Annotated in this window: 16 protein-coding genes and 2 pseudogenes; 13 read left to right on the forward strand and 5 right to left on the reverse strand. The window is 58.0% G+C overall.

Annotated elements, in window-relative coordinates; all coding sequences use genetic code 11:
• Window positions 1–107 precede the first annotated feature (107 nt).
• The gene (locus tag RT21_RS19060; protein WP_196766728.1) at window positions 108–1442 is read left to right on the forward strand and encodes a molybdopterin-dependent oxidoreductase; all 1335 of its coding nucleotides are present in this window, start codon (window positions 108–110) and stop codon (window positions 1440–1442) included.
• A gap of 28 nt (window positions 1443–1470) precedes the next feature.
• A complete protein-coding gene (locus RT21_RS23675) occupies window positions 1471–3450 on the forward strand; it encodes a c-type cytochrome (RefSeq protein ID WP_063880486.1) in 1980 nt (659 codons plus the stop codon).
• 698 nt (window positions 3451–4148) lie between these two features.
• Here RT21_RS23675 and RT21_RS19075 read toward each other — a convergent pair.
• Window positions 4149–5450 (reverse strand): annotated as a pseudogene (locus RT21_RS19075) (IS91 family transposase); the annotation flags it as partial.
• Between RT21_RS19075 and RT21_RS19080 the strand changes: the two are divergent.
• The 3 genes from RT21_RS19080 to RT21_RS19090 all read left to right on the forward strand — a co-directional run bounded on the left by RT21_RS19080 (window position 5406) and on the right by RT21_RS19090 (window position 7073).
• Window positions 5406–6242 carry an FAD binding domain-containing protein gene (locus RT21_RS19080; RefSeq protein WP_052649222.1) on the forward strand — a complete coding sequence of 279 codons (837 nt, stop codon included), beginning with the start codon at window positions 5406–5408 and terminating at the stop codon, window positions 6240–6242. The pseudogene RT21_RS19075 and the gene RT21_RS19080 sit on opposite strands and share 45 nt — an antisense overlap.
• Before the next feature lie 100 nt (window positions 6243–6342).
• Window positions 6343–6786, forward strand: a complete 444-nt coding sequence (locus tag RT21_RS19085) for a hypothetical protein (RefSeq protein ID WP_045430974.1) — start codon at window positions 6343–6345, stop codon at window positions 6784–6786.
• Between the two features lie 41 nt (window positions 6787–6827).
• Window positions 6828–7073, forward strand: a complete 246-nt coding sequence (locus RT21_RS19090) for a hypothetical protein (RefSeq protein WP_045430973.1) — start codon at window positions 6828–6830, stop codon at window positions 7071–7073.
• Window positions 7074–7494: 421 nt separating this feature from the next.
• On the opposite strand, the gene RT21_RS19095 is transcribed toward RT21_RS19090, so the two are convergent.
• Window positions 7495–8262: a hypothetical protein gene (locus RT21_RS19095; protein ID WP_046163976.1), complete on the reverse strand. Its 768-nt coding sequence runs from the start codon at window positions 8260–8262 to the stop codon at window positions 7495–7497.
• A 152-nt stretch (window positions 8263–8414) separates the two neighbouring features.
• Between RT21_RS19095 and RT21_RS19100 the strand changes: the two genes are divergently transcribed.
• Window positions 8415–8687, forward strand: a complete 273-nt coding sequence (locus RT21_RS19100) for a CopG family ribbon-helix-helix protein (protein WP_046163977.1) — start codon at window positions 8415–8417, stop codon at window positions 8685–8687.
• On the forward strand, window positions 8675–8968 hold the full coding sequence (locus RT21_RS23375; protein ID WP_082082192.1) for a type II toxin-antitoxin system RelE/ParE family toxin: 294 nt from the start codon (window positions 8675–8677) through the stop codon (window positions 8966–8968). Before RT21_RS19100 ends, RT21_RS23375 begins: the two co-directional genes overlap by 13 nt.
• On the opposite strand, the pseudogene RT21_RS19105 reads toward RT21_RS23375, so the two are convergent.
• Window positions 8962–9864, reverse strand: a pseudogene (locus tag RT21_RS19105) (site-specific integrase); the annotation flags it as partial. The gene RT21_RS23375 and the pseudogene RT21_RS19105 sit on opposite strands and share 7 nt — an antisense overlap.
• A gap of 369 nt (window positions 9865–10233) precedes the next feature.
• On the opposite strand from RT21_RS19105, the gene RT21_RS19110 reads away from it, so the two are divergent.
• The gene (locus tag RT21_RS19110; protein WP_046163978.1) at window positions 10234–10968 is read left to right on the forward strand and encodes a YaaW family protein; all 735 of its coding nucleotides are present in this window, start codon (window positions 10234–10236) and stop codon (window positions 10966–10968) included.
• Between the two features lie 17 nt (window positions 10969–10985).
• Window positions 10986–12104, forward strand: a complete 1119-nt coding sequence (locus RT21_RS19115) for a hypothetical protein (RefSeq protein WP_046163979.1) — start codon at window positions 10986–10988, stop codon at window positions 12102–12104.
• A 346-nt stretch (window positions 12105–12450) separates the two neighbouring features.
• Here the strand turns inward: RT21_RS19115 and RT21_RS19120 are convergent, their stop codons facing one another.
• Together RT21_RS19120 and RT21_RS19125 are read right to left on the reverse strand one after the other, a co-directional pair.
• Window positions 12451–13836, reverse strand: coding sequence for a hypothetical protein (locus RT21_RS19120; protein WP_046163980.1), 1386 nt, complete (start codon window positions 13834–13836; stop codon window positions 12451–12453).
• Between the two features lie 103 nt (window positions 13837–13939).
• Window positions 13940–14326: a hypothetical protein gene (locus tag RT21_RS19125; RefSeq protein ID WP_046163981.1), complete on the reverse strand. Its 387-nt coding sequence runs from the start codon at window positions 14324–14326 to the stop codon at window positions 13940–13942.
• Window positions 14327–14649: 323 nt separating this feature from the next.
• On the opposite strand from RT21_RS19125, the gene RT21_RS19130 reads away from it, so the two are divergent.
• Genes RT21_RS19130 through RT21_RS19145 form a run of 4 tightly spaced genes read left to right on the forward strand, consistent with a single transcriptional unit; the run spans window position 14650 to window position 19206 of the window.
• Complete coding sequence (locus tag RT21_RS19130) at window positions 14650–16749, forward strand: AAA family ATPase (RefSeq protein ID WP_046163982.1); 2100 nt, start codon at window positions 14650–14652, stop codon at window positions 16747–16749.
• 18 nt (window positions 16750–16767) lie between these two features.
• Complete coding sequence (locus RT21_RS19135; protein ID WP_256203902.1) at window positions 16768–17865, forward strand: helix-turn-helix transcriptional regulator; 1098 nt, start codon at window positions 16768–16770, stop codon at window positions 17863–17865.
• A gap of 26 nt (window positions 17866–17891) precedes the next feature.
• Complete coding sequence (locus tag RT21_RS19140) at window positions 17892–18533, forward strand: hypothetical protein (RefSeq protein ID WP_046163984.1); 642 nt, start codon at window positions 17892–17894, stop codon at window positions 18531–18533.
• A gap of 16 nt (window positions 18534–18549) precedes the next feature.
• Window positions 18550–19206: a hypothetical protein gene (locus RT21_RS19145; RefSeq protein ID WP_156155734.1), complete on the forward strand. Its 657-nt coding sequence runs from the start codon at window positions 18550–18552 to the stop codon at window positions 19204–19206.
• Window positions 19207–20036: the final 830 nt, after the last annotated feature.

Genomic DNA, 20036 nt, shown 5'->3' on the forward strand with positions numbered 1-20036 from the left:
ACCACGCGGTCGACCACAGAGGAGAACTGATGTCTCTCACCCTTTGGGAAGGTGGCCGCGGCAAGCCGCGGGGTATAGCTGAATAAATAGATAACGGGAGACAGACCATGCGAGATAACGATCCAAGCGACAACAAGCCGACCGATGCGTCACGGCGCGCGCTGCTGCGCGGCGCCGGCATGGGCGCGGCCGGGCTGGCCTTTGCCGGGCTCGGCCTGGAGGCAGCAAGCGGGCGGGCCAATGCGGCGGTGGCCAATCAGACCGGAACCGCGATGCCGGCGTATATCGGCCCCGAGCCCAATCCCTACTGGAACTCGATCGGGCCGTACGTCATTTTTCCGCAGAAGCTGCCTCTGCTGCGCCTGACCGATCGCCCGGTGCAGTTGGAGACGCCGCGCCATTACTTCGCGTCTGCGTTTACGCCCAACGAGGCGATGTTCGTGCGTTATCACCTGCCGGGCGAACCCAACCGCGTCGACCTGGCCAAATGGCGGCTCAAGGTCGAAGGCAAGGTCGACAGCCCGTTGTCGCTGACTTTTGCCGACCTGCTCAACGACTACGAGCCGCACGATGTAGCGGCCGTGCTGCAATGCTCGGGCAACAGCCGCAGCTATTTCACCCCGCGCATGGCCGGTGGCCAGTGGGGCAACGGCGCGATCGCCAACGCGAAATGGACCGGCGTGCGTCTGCGTGATGTGCTTGAAAAAGCGGGCGTGACCAAGGGCGCGGTGCAGATCCAGTTCCAGGGCCTGGATTTCGGCAAGGGCCCGGCGGGCTACGGGTCGCATGCGTTCATGAAATCGTGGGATATCGACGACCCGGCGCTGGACGAGGCGATCATTGCCTATGCCATGAATGACGCGCCGATGCCCATGCTCAACGGTTTTCCCACGCGAATGGTCTTTCCCGGCAAGTTCGCGACCTATTGGGTCAAGCACGTGTCCTGGATTCGCCTGCTCGACCACGAGGATACGAACTTCTGGATGGCCAAGGCCTACAAGATTCCGGATACGCCCGATGGTGCGACCACGCCTGAGGCCGTGAAAAACGACGAGGTCGCGATGGTGCCGATCGGCAACGTCAACATGCCGGTGCGCTCGTTCATGGCCACGCCCGACGGCGCGACCAAGGCCGTGGCCGGCATGCCGCTGACCGCGCGCGGGGTGGCGTTCTCCGGTACCGGGCCGGTCACCAGGGTGGAGTTCTCCACCGACGGCGGCCGGAACTGGCGCGAGGCCACGCTGGGTACCGATCACGGCCCCTACAGCTTTCGCGAATGGCATGCGGACTTCACGCCCGACAAGCCGGGCCAGTACATGCTCGCCGTGCGTGCTACCGACGCCAAGGGCAATATCCAGCCAAAGGACGGGCTCTGGAACCCGGGTGGTTATCTATGGAACAAGATCGAACAACAACAACTCACCGTCGGGCCGGCGGCTTGAGCGCGGTACAGCAGGCAGGGAGAACAACATGAAGCAGACACATACAAGACGGTTGCGGCGCGCGGCCATCCCGATGCTGGCGGTCACGTTTGTCGTTGCGGCCGGTGGCGCCTGGGCATATCAGTCCGACGAGGCCGGCGCGAACGCCAATCCGCCGGGCTATGTCAGCGAAGGCCAATACGGCCAGGGCGTGCTCGGCAGCGCCGATCAGCCCAAACCGGAGAGCCTGGATACCGGATCCAGCTACGGTATTCACGGCGACTGGCCGAGCTATACCCCGCCGCTGGCGGACGGCAAGGGCAAGGCCCAGGTCGAGGCTTATTGCTCGGTCTGTCACAACACGACCTATATCAGCATGCAGCCGCCGCTGTCCGCCCAGCAATGGGACGACACCGTTCACAAGATGCTCAACACCTTTGGTGCCAAGCAGTACATACCGGAAAACGCGGTGCCGCAGATCATCGAGTATCTGCAATCGCATTACACGCCCGACACCATAGATCAGGATACGGTCACCCCGGAACAGGTCAGTCAGAGCGGCGATAGCTCGGCACAGGCCGCGGGCGCGTCGTCGTCTGCCGCGGGTGGCTCGGGCGATCAGGCGTCTGCTGCGGTCGCGCCCGCCAAAAGCGACGGCCCCGGCGCGTCCGTATACAACCAGAACTGTGCGGCCTGTCATCAGGCCGATGGCAAGGGCATACCCGGCGCCTTTCCGCCTCAGGCCGGGCATGCGCCGTCGGTGCTGGCAGTCGAGGGTGGCCGCGAGTATCTGGCGCATGTGCTGCTGTTCGGGCTGACCGGCTCTATCGACGTCGACGGCACGACCTACAACGGCGCCATGCCGCCCTGGGCAGATGGACTCGACGATACCCAGATCGCTGATGCACTCAATTATGTGCTGACAGCCTGGGGCAACAACCAGGATCTATCGGCCGATTTCAAGCCGTACACGGCTAAGGAAATCGCCGCCGAGCGCAGCAAATCGCTCAGTGCCAGCGCGGTTCACGATGCGCGTTCGAGCTTGAATCTCGGGGCCGATGCAGGCGCCACGGCTGCCGACTCAGAGCAAGACAAGGCGGCCAAGGCCAGCAAGCCGCTCAAGGCCGACGTGTCGTTGGCGACGGCTGTGCCGGGGCCTGTCTATGCCGCGCTGCAAAACGCCAATGCGGTCGAGAATATTGCGTCCGGCAAGGTCTACCCGGATATGGGCAGCGCCCACTACGATTCACTGAGCGCAGACGGCAAGCAATTACTGGTCAGCAATATCGATACCGGCGCGGTCTATCTGCTCGATACCGGTTCCGGTCAGAAGCTGGCCACCTTCGATGTGGGCGAAGCCGCCCAGGGCGTCAAGATCTCGCCCGACGGCCACTACGGCCTGGCGGCCGTGCCGGGTCCCGGCGAGGTTGCGCTGCTGGATCTTGAAAAGCACAAGCTAATCAAGAAGATCGCGGTCGGAAAGACGCCGCACAATGCGCGTTTCACGGCCGACGGCAAGACCGCTTATGTGACCCTGCAGGGCGGCGGGGCTATCGCCGTCATCGATATGGCAACGCAGACGAAGAGTGGCGAAATCCCGGTCGAGGGGATGCCCACGCCACATAACCTGGATCTGTCTCCCGACGGCAAGCGCCTGTGGATACGCGACTTCACGGGCCACGTGGCCGTGCTGGAGATCGCCACGCAGAAGGTTCTGGCGCATTTCGACATCGGGCCCAGTCACGGGGGCATCGACGTGATTCCAGATAGTGATTACGTAGCCACGGTTGCCATCGGAGGTCGCGAAGTCACGATCCTCAATCAAAAGACATTGAAGAAGGTCACCACGATCGAAGTGGGCCAGAGCCCACATGGAGTGCGTGCGAGCGCCGATGGGCGCTGGCTGTATGTCAGCGTGACTGCGGACGACAAGATCGCGGTGATTGATATGAATACCTTCAAGGTCGTGCGGGACGTAGCGACTCAGGGCGGATTTCCTTTCTGGGTGGCGGTCCCGGGCAACGCATGACACGACTGTTGCCAGCCGTGCTCAGACCTTATCCCTGAGTCGTGGATAGGATCGATGGTGGCTGCTTTGTAGCGATGTAAACGGCCCTGTCGAGGATAGGCGAACGGTCCGGTGTTTCATCCAAAGCGTATTTGCGATGACCACGGCGAACAAATCGACAGGTTTTGTTGCCTCATGACGCGGGTCGCTGCGCCCCGCTCGCGACGTGAGTGCAATGGGCGCCGCGGCCAGTGCAAAATGCGCCTTGGCTGACGGTCTCAGCTATCGTCCGCGCGGTTTAAGGTCAGTGTGGGCGGATCGTCTAGCCCGAAATTGATTGTGGGCATATGCATCGAAAAGGCATCGGCTGAGTTCAGCGTTGCGTATAAGGCGCGTGAGTGGTGATACCCATATTGATTCCACCGTCCATAGCCTGAATGCATTGCAGCCATGCGTGTTGCGTGCTTTCGCTGGCCACGCTGTCGGCGTAGCATTAGCGAGTATAGGAACAACAAACGCCCTTTCCCGAGTAGCTGATCATAGTTCGTGTCAGGCTTTGGGGCAATGTGGGGGCGTTGTCTCTCCCAGTGCTGAGCCAATCTGCGCGCGGCAGGCGCGCGATACGGTCAGAATCAACCCCTGAGCGCCTCAGAAGGCCGCATCCTCAACGCCGGCACGAACTCAACCTTGCCGTCGTGTGAGTCAACGGCGCCGAAGCGTCAATGCAGAATCGGAACAAGCTGTGGGACGGGTGGCGCGCGCGCCACCGGTTGATGGTTCGCCAGTGGCAGGGCGCCCTGTCGATCCAGATGGTCAAGTATCTTCTTGATCACCGCGGGATCCTCGATCGCGGCGATGATCCGGACGCCGCCGCCGCACGCTTGGCAGGTTTGTATGTCGATATCGAAGACGCGTTTGAGACGTTGCGCCCAGGTCATGGCTACATGGCGCTCGGCAGGGGTTTTGTCATCCGATTCGGTGCCGCTACCGTGGCGCCGCCTACCACGCTTGGCCGGTGTCACCTGCGCCCGCAGCTTGTTATTCGGTGCGAACACCCCATGGAATCGGGTGAGATTCACCCGTGGCCGTGGCACCAGAGCGGCTAGGCGCGCCAGGAAATCCAGCGGCTCGAAGAAGATGTGGGTCGTGCCGTCGCGGTACGGCGTCTTGAGTTGGTAACGCACCAGGCCGCTGTTTGTCAGTGACAGACGCTTTTCCGACACCGCCGGTCGGCTGATGTAGCGACACAGTCGCTCCAGCTTGTCCCGCTGATCCGCGCGCGCGGCCACGCCGGCGTGCAGGGAGAAGCCGCTGACCTGTCCCGCCTGCTCGCCAAACGGGGGATCCTCCGCCGGCAGGGTCTGCAGCGTCATCACCTTGCGTCCGGCGTTGGGCCCCACCGCAATACGATAGGTAATCGAATGCCCCAGTACGGTGCTCATAGGGTCTTGATCAAGGTCTTCGCCTGCCAGCCAACTATGCTCGGCATCGCGCTCCAAAAGTCCCTGGCGCTCCAGGTAGCGCCCGACCCGGCGCGCGATGGTGTCGGCCAAGTGGGTGAGCTCCGCGCTCAGCGGCGCTTTGACCCAGCGAAAGCGAATCCGGCCATCGCCGCGCTCAACATACACCCCGTCCAGAAACAGCATGTGGAAGTGCAGATTCAGATTGAGGGCGCTACCGAAGCGCTGGATCAGGGTGACTGCGCCCGTGCGTGCATGGGTGCGGGTGAAGCCGGCTTTGCTAATCAAGTGCGTGGCGATAACCCGGTAGACGATGCCCAGCACACGGGTCATCACCTCGGGTTTGTTAGCGAACAGAAAGCGCAGCGGATAAGGGAAACTCAGTACCCACTGTCTGACCGGCTGCTCAGGAAAGACCTCGTCCACCAGCAACGCCGCGGCTTCGGCCATGCGCCGGGCCCCGCAACTGGGGCAAAACCCCCGGCGCTTGCAACTGAAAGCCACGAGCCGCTCCGCATGACAGTCACCGCAACGCACGCGCAAGAAACCGTGTTCCACCTGGACACCCAGGTCACGGGCTACGAGAACAGCGCGCGCGGCGTCGCGGTCGAAATTGTCAACCACGATACGATCGAGGCCGATCTGCTGGTGGCCGCGGACGGCGCCCATTCAGCCACCCGGCGCGCGCTGCAACCGCGGGTCGAGTCCCGCTACGCCGGTTACATTGCCTGGCGCGGCACGGTACCCGAAGCCGAGGTCGGCGCCGACCTGCTGGCGGCTTTCGATGACTGCTTCACCTTCTGCGAGGCGCGCTCCGGCGGGCACATGCTGGTCTATCTCATTCCCGGTGACGGTGCCGATGTGCGCGTCGGCCAGCGGCGGCTGAACTGGGTGTGGTACGTGGCTGCCGACGACGACGAACTCGCCGCCTGCCTCACCGACCGCTTTGGCACGCGCCACCACGCCTCGCTGCCGCGCGGCAGTGCCTCGGAAACGGCGCTCGTGTCGCTGCGACGGCGGGCGGAGGGCGAGCTCGCCCCGGTCATGGCCGAGCTGGTGGCCGCGACCGCCGAGCCGTTCATCCAGAAGATCACCGATATCGCGGTGGAGCGCACGGTGTTCGAGCGCGTGATGCTGCTCGGCGACGCCGCCTTTCTGGTACGCCCGCATACCGCCGCTGCGGCGGCCAAGGCCTGTTTCGATGCGGCCCGGCTGGCTGCGGCGCTGGTCGATGCTGGGAACGATATCGATGCCGCGCTCGCTGCGGCCGAGCGCGCGCAACTGCGCTACGGCCGGCGGCTGGTCGAGCAGGGTATCGCACTCGGCAGCGACTGGCCGGCCCGGCGCGCTTAGCGCCCGAGCGGCCGCGCGGGTTCGGCGCGGGCAGCCGCTCAAGGCCCGATATTCTACGATTGATCCGAATGTCAATGGCGATAGAAACGCCGTTTGCAACGTGTATACTCGCCGGCCCAACGACGACCGCGAGTACAGCGGCCCCGACGGCAAGGCGTTCACCCTGCCGATGCCGCGGTCATCGCACCCGGACCAGGAGGCCCGGCGCGATACCGAGCAGGAGGTCGAGGCGCGCCGCGCGGCGGCGACGGCTGCATTGCATCGCCTGGACGAGATCGTGGAAGCGGGGGTCGCGCGTACGGAAGTGGTCGACCAGCTCCGCCAACGCGCCGAGAATCGCCAGACGGCCGCACAGGAGGAGCTCGACGAGGGCGAGCCCGAGGCATCTGCAGGAGAAACTTACCGCCAGCTCGCGCGCGAAATGATTGCCGCCGAGCGAGAACAGTTCGTTCGGCTGCGCGACGATGGCCGGCTGAGCAATGAGGCCTTCCGTCGCGTACAGCGCGAGCTCGACTTGGAGGAGTCGGCGCTGCTGCGTGGCTGACGACTCACCGTACACTGGATTCACGTGAAAGGAGGTGCATGATGCGCGAGCAGATCGATATCGGCTATCAGACATTCGTTTCCGACGGAGACGATGCGTTCGGCGCCATTCGGGAGGTTTCCGCCGACAGCCTGGTGGTGTACGTGGAGAACGCGGGCGATTTCCACGTCCCGCTGGATGCCGTCGAGGCGGTGCATTTCCAGAAAGTCATCTTCGACTGCGGCAAGCTGGACCGGCGCCTGCGGGAGGCGATCGGCCACGCCCACGACGCCGAGAGCCGCCCGTGATGCCGGCTCTGGGTCGATAGCGGCCCGACCATCTAGGCGCCTCACCGACCATCCCAATCCAGCTCTACCGACTGCAGTGCAGTCGACTTCTGACATTTCGTGCAGTCGTCTTCTGAAACTGACAATTTTAAGTGCGAAGCTACGGATGTCACGCAGTCGCAGAAGCCGCGCCCAGTTAGGGTACACCTCAACTGGGCGTCAGTCGGCTCACTGGCATCGCGTCAGACTAGGGCCGCTTTCTGCATTATCTGACGCCTAAACGTCAAACTCTATGGCCTCAACCTGACAGGCCGCATGCTTAGCGTACGATTTTGTCCGTTTTCTCTACCGTCCCCTGATTCGGCTAATGTACGCCCCTAGAGGCGTACACGCAACACCGGCCGCTAAGTTCTTGCTGACGTCAGATCGATGGTAACTACCACTAGCTAGCGGCTTTAGCCCTGTACCGGCTCTGGTCATTTTGTTGCTGGCTACTAGGTTTCCATGTGGACACGTACTCCGGATCGCCTTGCATAATTTTCAACTCGGACATGACGTCGCGCACGTCCTGACGCAGAGCTTCCAGGCGCGCCTGTTGAGAGAACGGCTTGGCTTTCTCAGCCACGGCTTTCTGGAGCTCTTCTTTCTCGCGGTGTCGCCCGTGCTCCGCTGCGGCACGCCACGCTTCGAATTTATCTAGGAAATTGTCCATCCGATTGATAAATCCGTTGAGGCTAAAGCTGTCGTCCTTGGAGTAGCGCATATTGTCCGGCTCGTAACTGTCATGGCCAAAGACGGTGAACCGTGCGGTATCTAAATGCACCGACACTTGCACCTTAAAGCCGCGGTACTCTCCGACGTCTACAAGCCGGGGCGCTTCCCAAGGTGACGCCGTCTTCATCTGATGCGCCTCTTTCATCACTGAGGCAAATCGGTTTACTAGCGCCGGCTTGTCGTCGCTTCCATAGGTCCGCCCTCCCGCCACGAACTTAAAGTCGGGTGTCGCTGCCGCATTCCGCCGGTCGATTTCTTTGGTCCAGCGCTGAACAGCCTTGTCTGCTCGCTCGTCAGCCGAGGATAGCCACTCTATCCGCCGTTCAAGGGAATGGAGGTTCCGCTTATGGTTGGAATACAAAGCCTCGAGCTTCTTGAGGTCGGAGGACAGCTGGACCTGCAAGAAGATCAGAGGGTTGTTAGGCGGCCATGTCATAGCTGGCGAAAAAATCCATCCAGGCAATACTCGGCGAGCGACGCTTCTTACATAGCCAGCATCATAATGTCTGTCACCGTAGCGTGGACAGCTTCGCCCGGTGACTGCTACCTTATTAAAAGGTAATACCTTTAGATAACGGAGGGCTGACCATGGCTACTTCCATCAAGATCGATGATGAGCTGAAAAGCCGCATTCAGCAGCTGGCTAGCCAGCGCCAGCGCTCATCTCACTGGATCATGCGCGAGGCGATCGCGCAGTACGTCGAGCGGGAAGAAGCGCGTGAGAGCTTTAAGCAGGAAGCCTTAGCGTCGTGGGCGGCGTACCAGGAATCCGGCCGGCATTTGACCAGCCAAGAGGCTCGCACTTGGCTCAGTAGCTGGGGTACAGATGCTGAGACAGAGCTTCCCAAGTGCCACGAGTGATTGTCACCGAAGGCGCAGCGCAGGGCTTGGAGCGTTGCCGGCGATATCTTGCCAATAAAGATCCACTGGTCCCACGGCGTGCTGCGCAGGCAATTGAGCGACAATTTGCTCGATTGGAGGAAAGCCCTGAAGTAGGACGCCCATTTCCAGATCTGCCGGAGTTGCGGGAGCTCATCATTGAGTTTGGTGAGTCAGGGTACGTTGCGCTCTACCGGTATGAGCGTCCAGACGATACCGCGTATGTCCTGGCATTTCGTCACCAAAAAGAAGCTGGCTACTGAGCCTCAATAGGGGCTCCTGCATTGCGGGAAAGAATTGACTCAAGTTTCTCTCCCAGCAGCCGCCATGCCTCGGTTTTCTCCTTGGCGTAATCATGGTGTAGGTAATGCCGGCGCACCTTGGAGCCGCCCAGCAGGTGGTTCTGGCAGCGATCGATGATTTCTAGTGTGACACCAAGCTCCTGCATCATGGTCGCGCTTGTGCGTCGCAGGTCGTGTGGCGTCCATTCACCTTTACTGCCCTTGCTCAGGACCAGTGAGTCATCATGATGCCTGCCCGCCAAAGGCTTGCTGCGATTCTTAAACCGGCACTGTCTATCGCCAATTAGCTTGCTGACCGTCTTGGTATCGACGTGATTTATCTCGTCCTTACTGGGGAAACAGAACGGCGTATGGCCGGTCTCTTTTTGCAGGCGCCTGAACTGCCCCACGGAGAACTCCGAGAGGAATATATGATGATCCTGGCGTTTGCCTTTATGCCCTTTAGTGGCTTCGGCCGGGATGAACCAGGTGCCTTTCCCCAGATCTACATGACGCCATTCTGCCTTGAGCAGCTCGCCGATGCGGCAGAGGGTGCTTAGACAGATCCACATGGCACACTGAACACGTGGGTTGACCGGGCGAATGCTGGAGTACTTCTGGCCAGCGGGCAGGGCGTCGTAGTCGCGCTCCAGGCTCTCGAAAATATCGCGTAGCTCGCGGATTTCGTCTGGGGAAAGCAGGCGGTCGCGCTGTTCCTCGTAGTCGTGATCGAGCAGCTTGTTTACGTCTATCAGGTCGGCTGGGTTTCCGTCAGCCATCAGGCTGCGCCATGGCTTGCGTTTCTCTCCCCAGCGCAGCATCTGGCCGATGTCTTTGCTGCGAATCACAACGGTGCGGTTAAGGCCACGAGCTTTGAGCATTTCCGTATTACCACCTACTTATCGCTGAGTTGCGTCAAGGCAGAGCACCGGGCCCGACTTTTGGATATCGCAAATTCGGAACGTAGCCGAAACAACATTCGCCAGACCCGCCAAGCCGACGGGAACATTACGATCTGCCGGGGTAGTAGCCTGTCGCCTGTCAAAGCGGCAGAAGATGCGGTGGTGCAGCTTCGTAGGCTGAATGCCTTGCTCAAGTCCTTTGAACAGGCCCAACCAGCAAGTTCTTGACCGTTCCTCTAACGCTCAAGAATGCCCCTTCGATGCCGATCTAGGGCTTGCCGGCTCAAACCCAGCCACCGTTCCCAGCTGGCCGAGCCGACCACCCGAATATCGAGCGAGACTACTATGGTAAGTGATGAAGATCTGATCCGCGATGACCAGCCGTTATTGGTCCTTTTACAGAGCGCAGAACCTGCCGACATCCACGATTTAGTCAGTTTCATGACGGATAACGGTAAGGGCCGCCTGGCGATGGCCTCAGAGGTACGTAATACGCTGGTGGCGGCGCGCAATGCGAACCAGTACTCGCGCGGTGAGCTTGTATTGCTGATTCGCGAACTGCAGCACTTCGGCGGCAACAGCGTGGTTAACCTGGTGCGCCGCAATGGCGTGCCTTATGCAGAGATCGTAAGCGACGTACTGAGATATGTTGGGGGCGAAGCACACGGTAACGAGGTCGCTGCCCTTGAACTCCAGGTGCTGGACAAGCTGGTGCGCAAGCAGTGGTCGAAGATGAGCGAGCAAGAGCGTGCAGCATTTGCGCGCCAGTACGGGAATGCTAGCGGCTTTGCGCAACTAAACCTGGAGACGCTGTTGGCAAGCTTTCGCCTCGACGCAGGAAGCGCCGCCCGGCTGGCTTCGGCCGTAGGGAGCTGTATCACCCCGTTGATGTTTGAAGGAGCGCTCTCGTGGGGAGCTACTGCCGTTGCCTCGCGCTTTGCCGGCCTAGCACTCGGGCCTCTGGCGACTGCTGCGGGTATTCAAAGTGCGGCCAGCGAGGCCTACCGGGTTACAGTCCCCTGTGTTGCGCACATTGCTTACATACGCCTGAAACACCTTGCGCGCTTGTCAGCTGAATAATGACGGAATCGATTGCAATGCCTGAATATCATTTGATTGAACAATCGCTGGTGCTGATCGGCGCCAGGGCAGACAAGCCGTTACTTCAGGTCTCGGCCCTGCGTGAAGTGCCAGCTAATGCCACCGCCGTCCATGTCGCCGAAACCGGGATCGACCGGCTCTCGCCGTTGATACAACCTATTCTCAGCGCTGCTATCACCGCAGAGGCTGCGAGCTCGAACTTAATGCACGTGGTCGTCGATGGCACGCTTGCACGCGCTGCAGATAACGATGGTTATCGTGCGTTCGTTCGCAGCAGTAACGGGGCGTTTAAGGAGCATGCTCGGTTATTCGAGCCGGAGCGTTTGCAGAATCTGGTGAATGCAGCTGCAATGTTCCAAATTGCCTCAGTGATTGTTGCTCAACAGCATTTGGCAGATATCAGTCAGAAGCTGGATGAAATAAAAAAGGGTGTCGAGGGTATCGCCCGTTTCCTCGATCAGGAACGCAAATCTAAAATAACCGGAACGCTAAAATCCCTAGTTTCGGTTATCGAAGCGCTGCGCAAGGGGGAAGACCTCACCCGAATTCTCCCGCTGCTGAACCAGGTTGTGCATGAGATGGGTAGCATCGCGGATCATCTCGTCGCTGAGCTGGAGGCGTTAACCCAACAGGTGCAGGAGTTTGAAGCCCCAGGATTTCTAGATACCACAAAGCCGCTCACGGAGAAAATCCTTAAAGCGCAGGAGGCAGCATCCAGTACCTTCCAACAGTGGAAGCTGTGCGTGAGCGCCCATTGGCTGGCGCTAAGCGCCATTCGCCAAATCGAAGGCGAAAGCGTGCTGCAAGTGAGCCGCGAGCGGCAGTTGCACGATGAGGCCGATGCCTTCCTGTCTCTAGGTGGTCCTCTGGAGCGCTTCGAAGCAGCAGTAGCCCTGCGTATCAATACGCTCACTTCACTGCGAGACTCCCGTACGGCCTTACAAGTCAACCGCATCGCCCTACAGAAATGGTTAGAGCAGGTATTGCCTGCCGACCGCCAGCAGGCGCGAGGGCAGATTGAGCAAGCTCAAGCCCTACTGCTGGAGCGGGAGGAAAAGGTCACGTTGACGCTAGAAATGCGTGACGGCGTGTGCGTGGCCGCCTATCGGCCCTGAAGCGCTTAATAGTTCGCCTTGATCTCCCAGTGCACGAACTGGTAGCTGACATGCAGAACGATAGCGCCGGCTTCGATATCCCGCTATTAGAGGACGGTGGGGTCACCGCTTCGTTGAGGTGGAAGCTAATAGCTGGAGGCTCGGCTCGTCGCTTATGGCTAAGGGGCGGCAGTTGTCCTGAATCATTCGGACTGCATCCCCCTATTTACATCCGATCGGCGCAGCCCGTTTCTGCCACCGGTTCCATTTCCGTTCGTGGGCGGTCGCACTGGCCCTCCGTTCCCTGACACATTCGAACTCAGGACAAGACCAGCCACAGGCCATGGGTACCTCCGCCTCGATACGATTAGATCACGTCCCTGAACGCCTCGCGAAAGCCCATCCAGAGTAACAACCAGCTATCGGTAGAAGAAGTGCGGCCTTTCAAGGCGGTGCGACGGAAAACGAAGCGCCATTGCTCAGGATGGTCACTGCTGTCAGTTCTGATGATCCTGATACGTACCGGCTTCGAATCTCCCCAGGGGGTTCGCCATTCTTCTTGTCCTGGAGCGGCGATTTCTATCTGCAGCACCGGCGCCGAACGCAGTTGACGCAGGTAGCTGAGACGCTTGTCGTGTTGGCGAACTGCTTGGGTCTTCTGCAGGAAATCTGAGATATTGCCCGGCGAAATAGGGCCTGCGGCTTCGCGCAGCCCGAGCTCGCAGACTCTCAATTCCTCATGTGCCAGCATGCTTTTCGCATCCAGTTCATCCAGTTCCTTTTGTGCGAACCACCACGGCTTTCGCTTCTCGTATGGATTTAGCGTCTGCCAGCACGAAAAGGCTGATCTGCAGCGCTCGTCTAGCTCGCGGTAACCTCGGACCGTGAACTCCACCGCAAGGCCAGACGCATCGGATAACCGCACCCGGAATTGGATGGCTTCCCGCCCCGTGTTCATCGGCGCGCTGTTTTCATTGCCGCGTGGCCGAAAAGTTTCCATCCAACGGATCCTCTCCTGGCGCAGTCGTAGCCGGTTGGTGTAGAGAAACTGTCCCAGCTCAATCGCCTGCCTACGAACCAACACAAGCTCGCGCGTTTCAAGGCCTGCCGCTGGAAGGTGCTCTTCCAAGCACCAACTGCCGTAGTTCAGACGAAGCTCTGAAAACTGAATGCCGGCGCCCGCCGCCTGGGCCAGCATGTGTTTTGCCCATGCAGTACTCATCTCACCTACAAGCGAGACCTCTAACGGCATGGTGCCGCATGGGCCGTCAGGTTCATGCCCGTCACAAGATGAAAAGCTAAAACAGCCCGTAGCCGACAGCGCCTTGACCAGAAGCGCTACGTGCGGGTCGAGTACGGATGTTGGCACCTTAATTCCATGCAGCCTGCGCCTGAAATAGTAGGGTGCCTCCATTTCGGAGAGATAGGATGCCTGGCGCTGAACGTGTTCATGGTCGAATAGCGTCGACACCTGACTGTCCGTAAGGATCTGGTCTCCGTGGATGAGTTTGAAAGGGCGTACGGGATCGTCGGTCCTGCTCAATCCATCCAGACCAATCCGGCTTAACGTGATCGCAAGAAATACAGCATCGGAGGGGTAGGTCCGCCTAAACCCGGGCTCGCTGCCGTGAAAGCACGCATTGTCTGTCAGGAAAATATCGTTGCCGATCAAATCAACTAGAAAGCCTCGGGCGAGAAGCGCGGATGAAAGCGTGACAGGATGGGAAAACAGTTGGGCGGTCAATTCAGTCACGACGGAGTTCTGCTATTAAACGAGGGGCATAAGCTTCCGAATCGTATCGATCAGCTGCACTGTGGGTTTTGAAAGTATGTACGTGATGATCCACTTAACCGCCTTAGCCTACCTGCTTCGCCCGAATTATCTTTCTTGCTTGAGCCAGGCCGACTAGCCACGCCGTTAGTTCGGCGTAGTTAACGTCATCAATGGAAGTGATTTCCTTGCGGATGGACTCAAGACTGCCGCTCAGGGACGTGATAGCTTCCGCGTCCAAAGGACGACTAAGCCCGGTTCGGGCGAGCAGGGAAATTGGCTCTAGAACGGCGTCGAACGCGTCTTGCTGCACAAGTAGCCGTGACAGACTATTAAGCTGCTGACGAATGTGTTCGGGTACCTCGCCTGAACTCAGAAAGCCGGCTAAGTTGAGGATGCGCTTGCCGGTGCGCTTAGTACCGCTGGACTCCTGAAGCAGCGACTCCAGAAGTTCTTTTATAATTCTGTCCACCTTAGACCTCCTATATTCCAGGTACCGGCTGAATGCTGCCCTAGAGTCGCGTCAACTTGTGTCGTGGTTCGATGGGTTCGGGGTCGAGCAGGCCGATCGTCAATGCTGACGCACCGCCGCTGATCAGCAGGCTTCTGGGCTACCGCCGTGTGTAGAGCACAACCATTCGGCCAGGTGTTGAGTTGTGCGCTGGTGCGCGGCGGGTCGGGAGGCGGGTCAACCTACGCGCGGCAATGGTGGGCTGGCCTTTAGACAGTCGTACGACACAAGATGACGCACCTTTGGCGCATGCTGCAATTCTCAAAAGGGAATTGGAATGCATCATGCTGAAACGCCGTCCAGAATCACGCATCTCGTCTCATGGCCCGCATAGCGATGATACGTGCGAGCTATCTATTAAGTGGGCCTACATGATGCTGTTAGATCTTGGTGGGCACCGAAACTTTATCCAACGGCATGGTTTCAACGAAGATAGCGTGGCGGCAGAGCTAGGTCTTCAGGATCTTATTGACGAAGATGACTTTGATGCCGGCATGGCGCTGCGCCGACTTCGAAAGGAGCGAAAGGCATTCGATCAAGCCTATCCGGTGGTGAGTTATCCCGATCGCCTGGTACGGAACCTAAAAGCTCTCGCAAGCCTGATCGGGCTCGATGATATCGATCAGCGTCTACTTGGCTTTTGCGTGATGCTGCATAGCGACCCCATCTTAAGCGATGCCGCAGACTTAGTCGGCGCGCTCGGCTTCAACCGCATGCTCAAAAGCCTGTCTGTGCTTCTCGACGTTCCGCAGAAGCGCCTGCAGCCTTATATATCCAAGGATGGCCGCCTGATGCGTTCGGGCTTGGTCGAAATCAGCGTTGAGAATGCTATTCACGCCACTCTGTCGCATCGGCTTGCCATTAGCAGTCCCGAATTTGTGGGTGCATTGCGCTTTAGCACGGGCACTGCCACTGAACTGTTTAAACATGCCTTTCGACCTGCTCCGCCAGCCGAGCTCCAAGAAAACGACTTCCCACATGTCGGCGCTTCGCTGGCCATCGCCACGCGGTACCTCACCAAGGCTCTGCTGTCCCGCCGCAGCGGAGTAAACATTTTGCTTTACGGCCCACCGGGTACTGGCAAGACGCAGCTGAGCCGGCTGCTAGCTGAAGCGATGGGTGCCACTTTGTATGAGGTCGCATGCAGCGATAGCGATGGTGACCCTATCATGCCCCGGCAACGCCTAAGTGCGCTGCGCTCTGCCATGTGCGTACTGCGGAGCCAGCGCGCGATGGTTGTGCTGGACGAAATCGAAGATATCTTCGAGGCTCAGCCTATCCCGTTTGCCAAATACAATAAGAGTCAGAAGGGCTGGATCAACCGAGCGCTGGAGGAAAACCCCGTGCCTTGCTTCTGGCTCAGCAACAGTATTGATGCTCTGGATCTTGCATACATTCGCCGCTTCGATTTGGTCATCGAACTGCCAAACCCGCCCCGAGCCCAGCGTGAGCGCATCATTAGAAAAGTCAGCGCAGGTCAACTGGGCAGCGCAATGGTTGAGAACCTCGCTGCGCACCAGGACATGACGCCAGCGGTCGTTGCCCGGGCGCTGCGCATTGGCCAGACCCTGCATCCACGCAGTGGCAGGGCGTTGGAAGAGACCGTTCGGTTACTCGCAAACGCCACGCTCAAGGCTCAAGGTTTTCGCAGGCTCGATAGTATCGAGTCCAGCCCGCTCCCTCAGCACTACTCGACAAGTCTGATAAACACCGATATCGATCTGGACGAGCTAATCAAAGGCTTGGACAGCAATGCCGCAGCCCGACTGTGTTTTTATGGCCCGCCTGGCACCGGTAAGTCCGCTTTCGGCTTGTGGCTGGCTCGACAGCTCGATCGGCCCCTGATGGTTCAGCGCGTATCTGATCTGGTGACTCCCTATGTAGGGGAGACGGAAAAGAACCTTGCCCAAGCGTTTGCTAGTGCCGATGCCGAACAAGCCGTCTTGCTGTTCGATGAGGTAGACAGCTTCCTCCAAGACCGCAAGAAGGCGCGGCAGAGCTGGGAGATCACTGCGGTTAACGAGATGCTGACGCAGATGGAGAGCTACCGTGGCCTGTTTATCGCTTCTACCAATCTCATGCACGATCTAGACGAGGCATCGATGCGTCGCTTCGATCTCAAAGTCCATTTCGGCTATTTAAAACCGCGGCAAATCGAAACGTTGTTCGCGTCACACCTGGATCTGCAAAAGCTCAAGGACCCGGATGGTTCGGCGTTACGAATGCTCCTGGCAGCTAATAGTCTCACTGCCGGGGATTTCGCATTGGTAGCGCGGCGATCACGGTTCAAGCCTTTTACCCGAGCACACGAGCTTGCTAAGGCACTGTTGGCCGAGTGCCGACTAAAGAGCAGCCCCAGCCGGCCGATAGGCTTTGTGCATTGAGAAGCAAGGTTCTTTATGGTGTCAAGTTGCCATCATTCAGATAAAACATCATGCTTCGCCACCGAGATAATTTCCAAAAGGTCGCCCGCTTTGCCTTCCGCCTCGACACGCAGTGCATTGAACCGGCAATGGGAGCTGCTGCGGCTTCTCCCCTCAAAAGCGCCAGGCATCACCTGCGCTGAGCTCGTTGCCAGGCTTGATTCGGCTGGTTTCAAAGCCAGCAAGCGCACCGTAGAACGGGACCTTAACGATTTATCCCGCCAGTTCCCTCTTCAATGCAACGACAAGGGCAGTCCTTATGGATGGCACTGGGCACCGGGCGCCAGTGTGGATCTGCCCGGCATTAGTTTAAGCGAAGCGGTAAGCCTGGTCTTGGTAGAGGAGAGTATCCGTAAGCTTCTCCCGTCGAGCATGCTCAAAGCGCTGGAGTCTCGCTTTGGGCATGCCAGGCGCAAGCTGGAACGACTTGCGAGCGAAACACAGGCAGCGCGCTGGCCGGAGAAAGTGGCGAGCGTACATCCGAACATGAATCTAATCTCGCCACAGATACCTGAGGTCGTAATTGAGCGCCTTCATGAAGCACTGCTTACCGAAAGGCAGGTACGCTGTAGCTACTACTCTGCGCACAACGACAAGCTTCGAGAATTGATCCTCAACCCTTTGGCAGTTGTTCAGCGTGGTCCAGTGTCGTATCTGATCGGAACCGCCGAGCCCTATCGGGACATAAGGCAATACGCCGTGCATCGTTTTCAGGACGTTGAGTTGCTTGCCGTACCTGCTTCCGGCGCTGATGCGTTCAGTCTGGATGATTACTTGAAGAGCGATGCGTTGTCCTTCGGCCGACTGGAAAGCATTCAGTTGGTGGCACACGTCACAGAGGGACTAGCGCGACTGATCCGAGAAACACCCCTGGGACCAGACATGACCCTCAATCCCACCGCAGACGGATTCCAGCTCCGGGTCGGAGTCCGTGATACTTGGCAACTACGTTGGTGGATCTTGTCGATGGGCGACGACATTTTGGTGCAGAGTCCCGAGTCACTCCGTGACGCAATTGCGCAAAAACTGAACGCAGCAGCCAGTCAGTACGATACGTCATACATGATTAACCCGTAACGCTTGGAGCGGCACGCCTAAGTGAAATGCAAGTGAAGGGAGGGGTGGCTTTGAGCTTTGGTCGAATTAAGGAAATATCAAAAAGTTATCAAAATAGAATTAAGTCTTTTGAGGCGAAGCATGAGGAACTCCTGCGCATCTTTAAAAATACGCCGTTGAGTAACGACATGGCGGCTTATGAGGAGGCAGTGGAAGAGGCTTATGGGTTGAATGTGCAGGCGGGATGGATCTCTGATTACGGAGAATTCGATCAGTCGGATTACTTTGATCTGCTTATTAAGCAGGATTACAGGGGTAGATCAATCAAGAAACTCAAGGATATCCCCGTTGAGCTAAAGGGGAATTTTCCGGATTTCGATGAAGAAGACTTCGCTAGCTATCTGGCAGAGCTAAGGCAGGACTGCCGGTGTGCATACGATGAAATGGCCGAGGTATATGTTGGTTTAGAGAACAGCTTGTCCTCATCCGATTTTCTAGACATGGTTTGGTCTGTGCATGAGGAGATGACCGAACAAGATAGTCTTCAACTTGGCGTGCTTGTCGATAATCTTTGTGCTCTATGGGAAGAGTACGTAGGGCTCGCGAAGAGCCTTTTATGCATGGCACATGATTTTGGCGACCTTGATAGAGATCCCAGTTTGATGCGTGCCCTGCTTTTTAATGAGTGATGTTTGGGATGCGAGCATGAAAGATTGTTTGGTTTCTGTTTCTGACCACGTTTTTTTTAACGTGGTGACATCCGCGCTTGAGGCTTATAAATTGGCCCACGTTACTGATGGTGGATCCTGTTCTCACGTGGAGACCTTCGGGCATTTATGGGGGTACGCTACGAAAGACGCGCTGGGACTAGCTACTGTATATCGTCTGGTTTGGTCGGACACGTCAACCGCCGTTAAAAGGTCAAAGGATTCGGTTACGTTTGACGACGAGGCCTACCAGCTGAAGGAACGTTTTATAGATAGCTTTTTTCCGGAAGTTTCTTATATGGGTGATTTTCACAGCCATCCATATAGCCTAGAGGATGACAAGATCAAAACCGAACTTGAGTTGGAGCGAAAAAAACTTTACCAATTCTCTAAGCCAGACTTCGACTCTGTGCGCCAACTGCAAAATGACGGAGCGGACTACAGAGTCGGCTTGGTTGCGACAGTCTACAGTCGTGACAAGAAAGTAAACAGATCCACAGCTTGGTTAGATGATCAAAGCTGTTTGAGGTTTCAATATGATGAATTGACAATATGGCTGAAGGCTTATGTCTGGTCTGGTGATGCTATTGATGGCTTCCGGAGAAAGACAGATAAAATGGTTCGCCTCATTTGCCCTGCAGTAGGAGCTGTATAATTCTGGAGCAAAGACGCCGTTGCATCGTTTTCAGGATGTTGAGTTGCTTCCATACCTGCCTTCGGCTGAAACCTTCAGCCTGGATGGTTACTTTAAGAGCGATGCGTTGTCTTCGGCCAACTGGACACGAAAAAACTGCTCGCCTCCAGGTTCGCTTCATGCATTCGATTGAACCATATATCGCACAGCGAAGCGTTGACGCATATGGGAAAGGTGTATTCCCAAAAAGAAGAAGCCGACCGGCAGTCCAATAAACTCTGTCTCTTGCTAACGCCAGTGCTGCAGGTTCAAGTAGGTAATCGGAGCGAAAATTTAATGCCGCACCCAGAGGGTGACACATGCCGGTGCATATCAGACTTGCTCGCACGGCAAGCGAGGAGGCTCCGGACCAATGGCGTATCGTCATCTGACGCACCAGCGTCTCGGGCGACAGTGCGACAACGAAAGCTGGCTATTGCTGTGGTTGAAGTTTCCCGGAGCCTTCAACAGTAAGGAGCTCGTTGCGGCAGACTCTGCAAGAAACGTTACGAGCTCATCTGTTGCATGGGTCGAATCGTGCGCGACCCATGATGTCGTCATCGAGCGCAAGAATGTTTGCTCTTACGAATGAAGTGTCAATCGTGAGAAATCAAGAAAATACTGCGGCCAAAAAGTGATCTGATAACGGCAGCATGCTGTGCTCTCGCTTACCATTTCATACACATAAGATTGTGGAGTGCGGCCTGGCTGCGAACCTTGGCGAGCTGCTTTGGGATAGGTAGATCCGAACCCCATATTTGCAGGAGCAACTGGTTGGGCGCGCGTCCTGTGTGCTTCCAGGATTCAAGGGG

Origin of the sequence: Pseudomonas sp. 10B238 (assembly GCF_000970615.1) — a bacterium.
Lineage (GTDB): Bacteria > Pseudomonadota > Gammaproteobacteria > Pseudomonadales > Pseudomonadaceae > Stutzerimonas.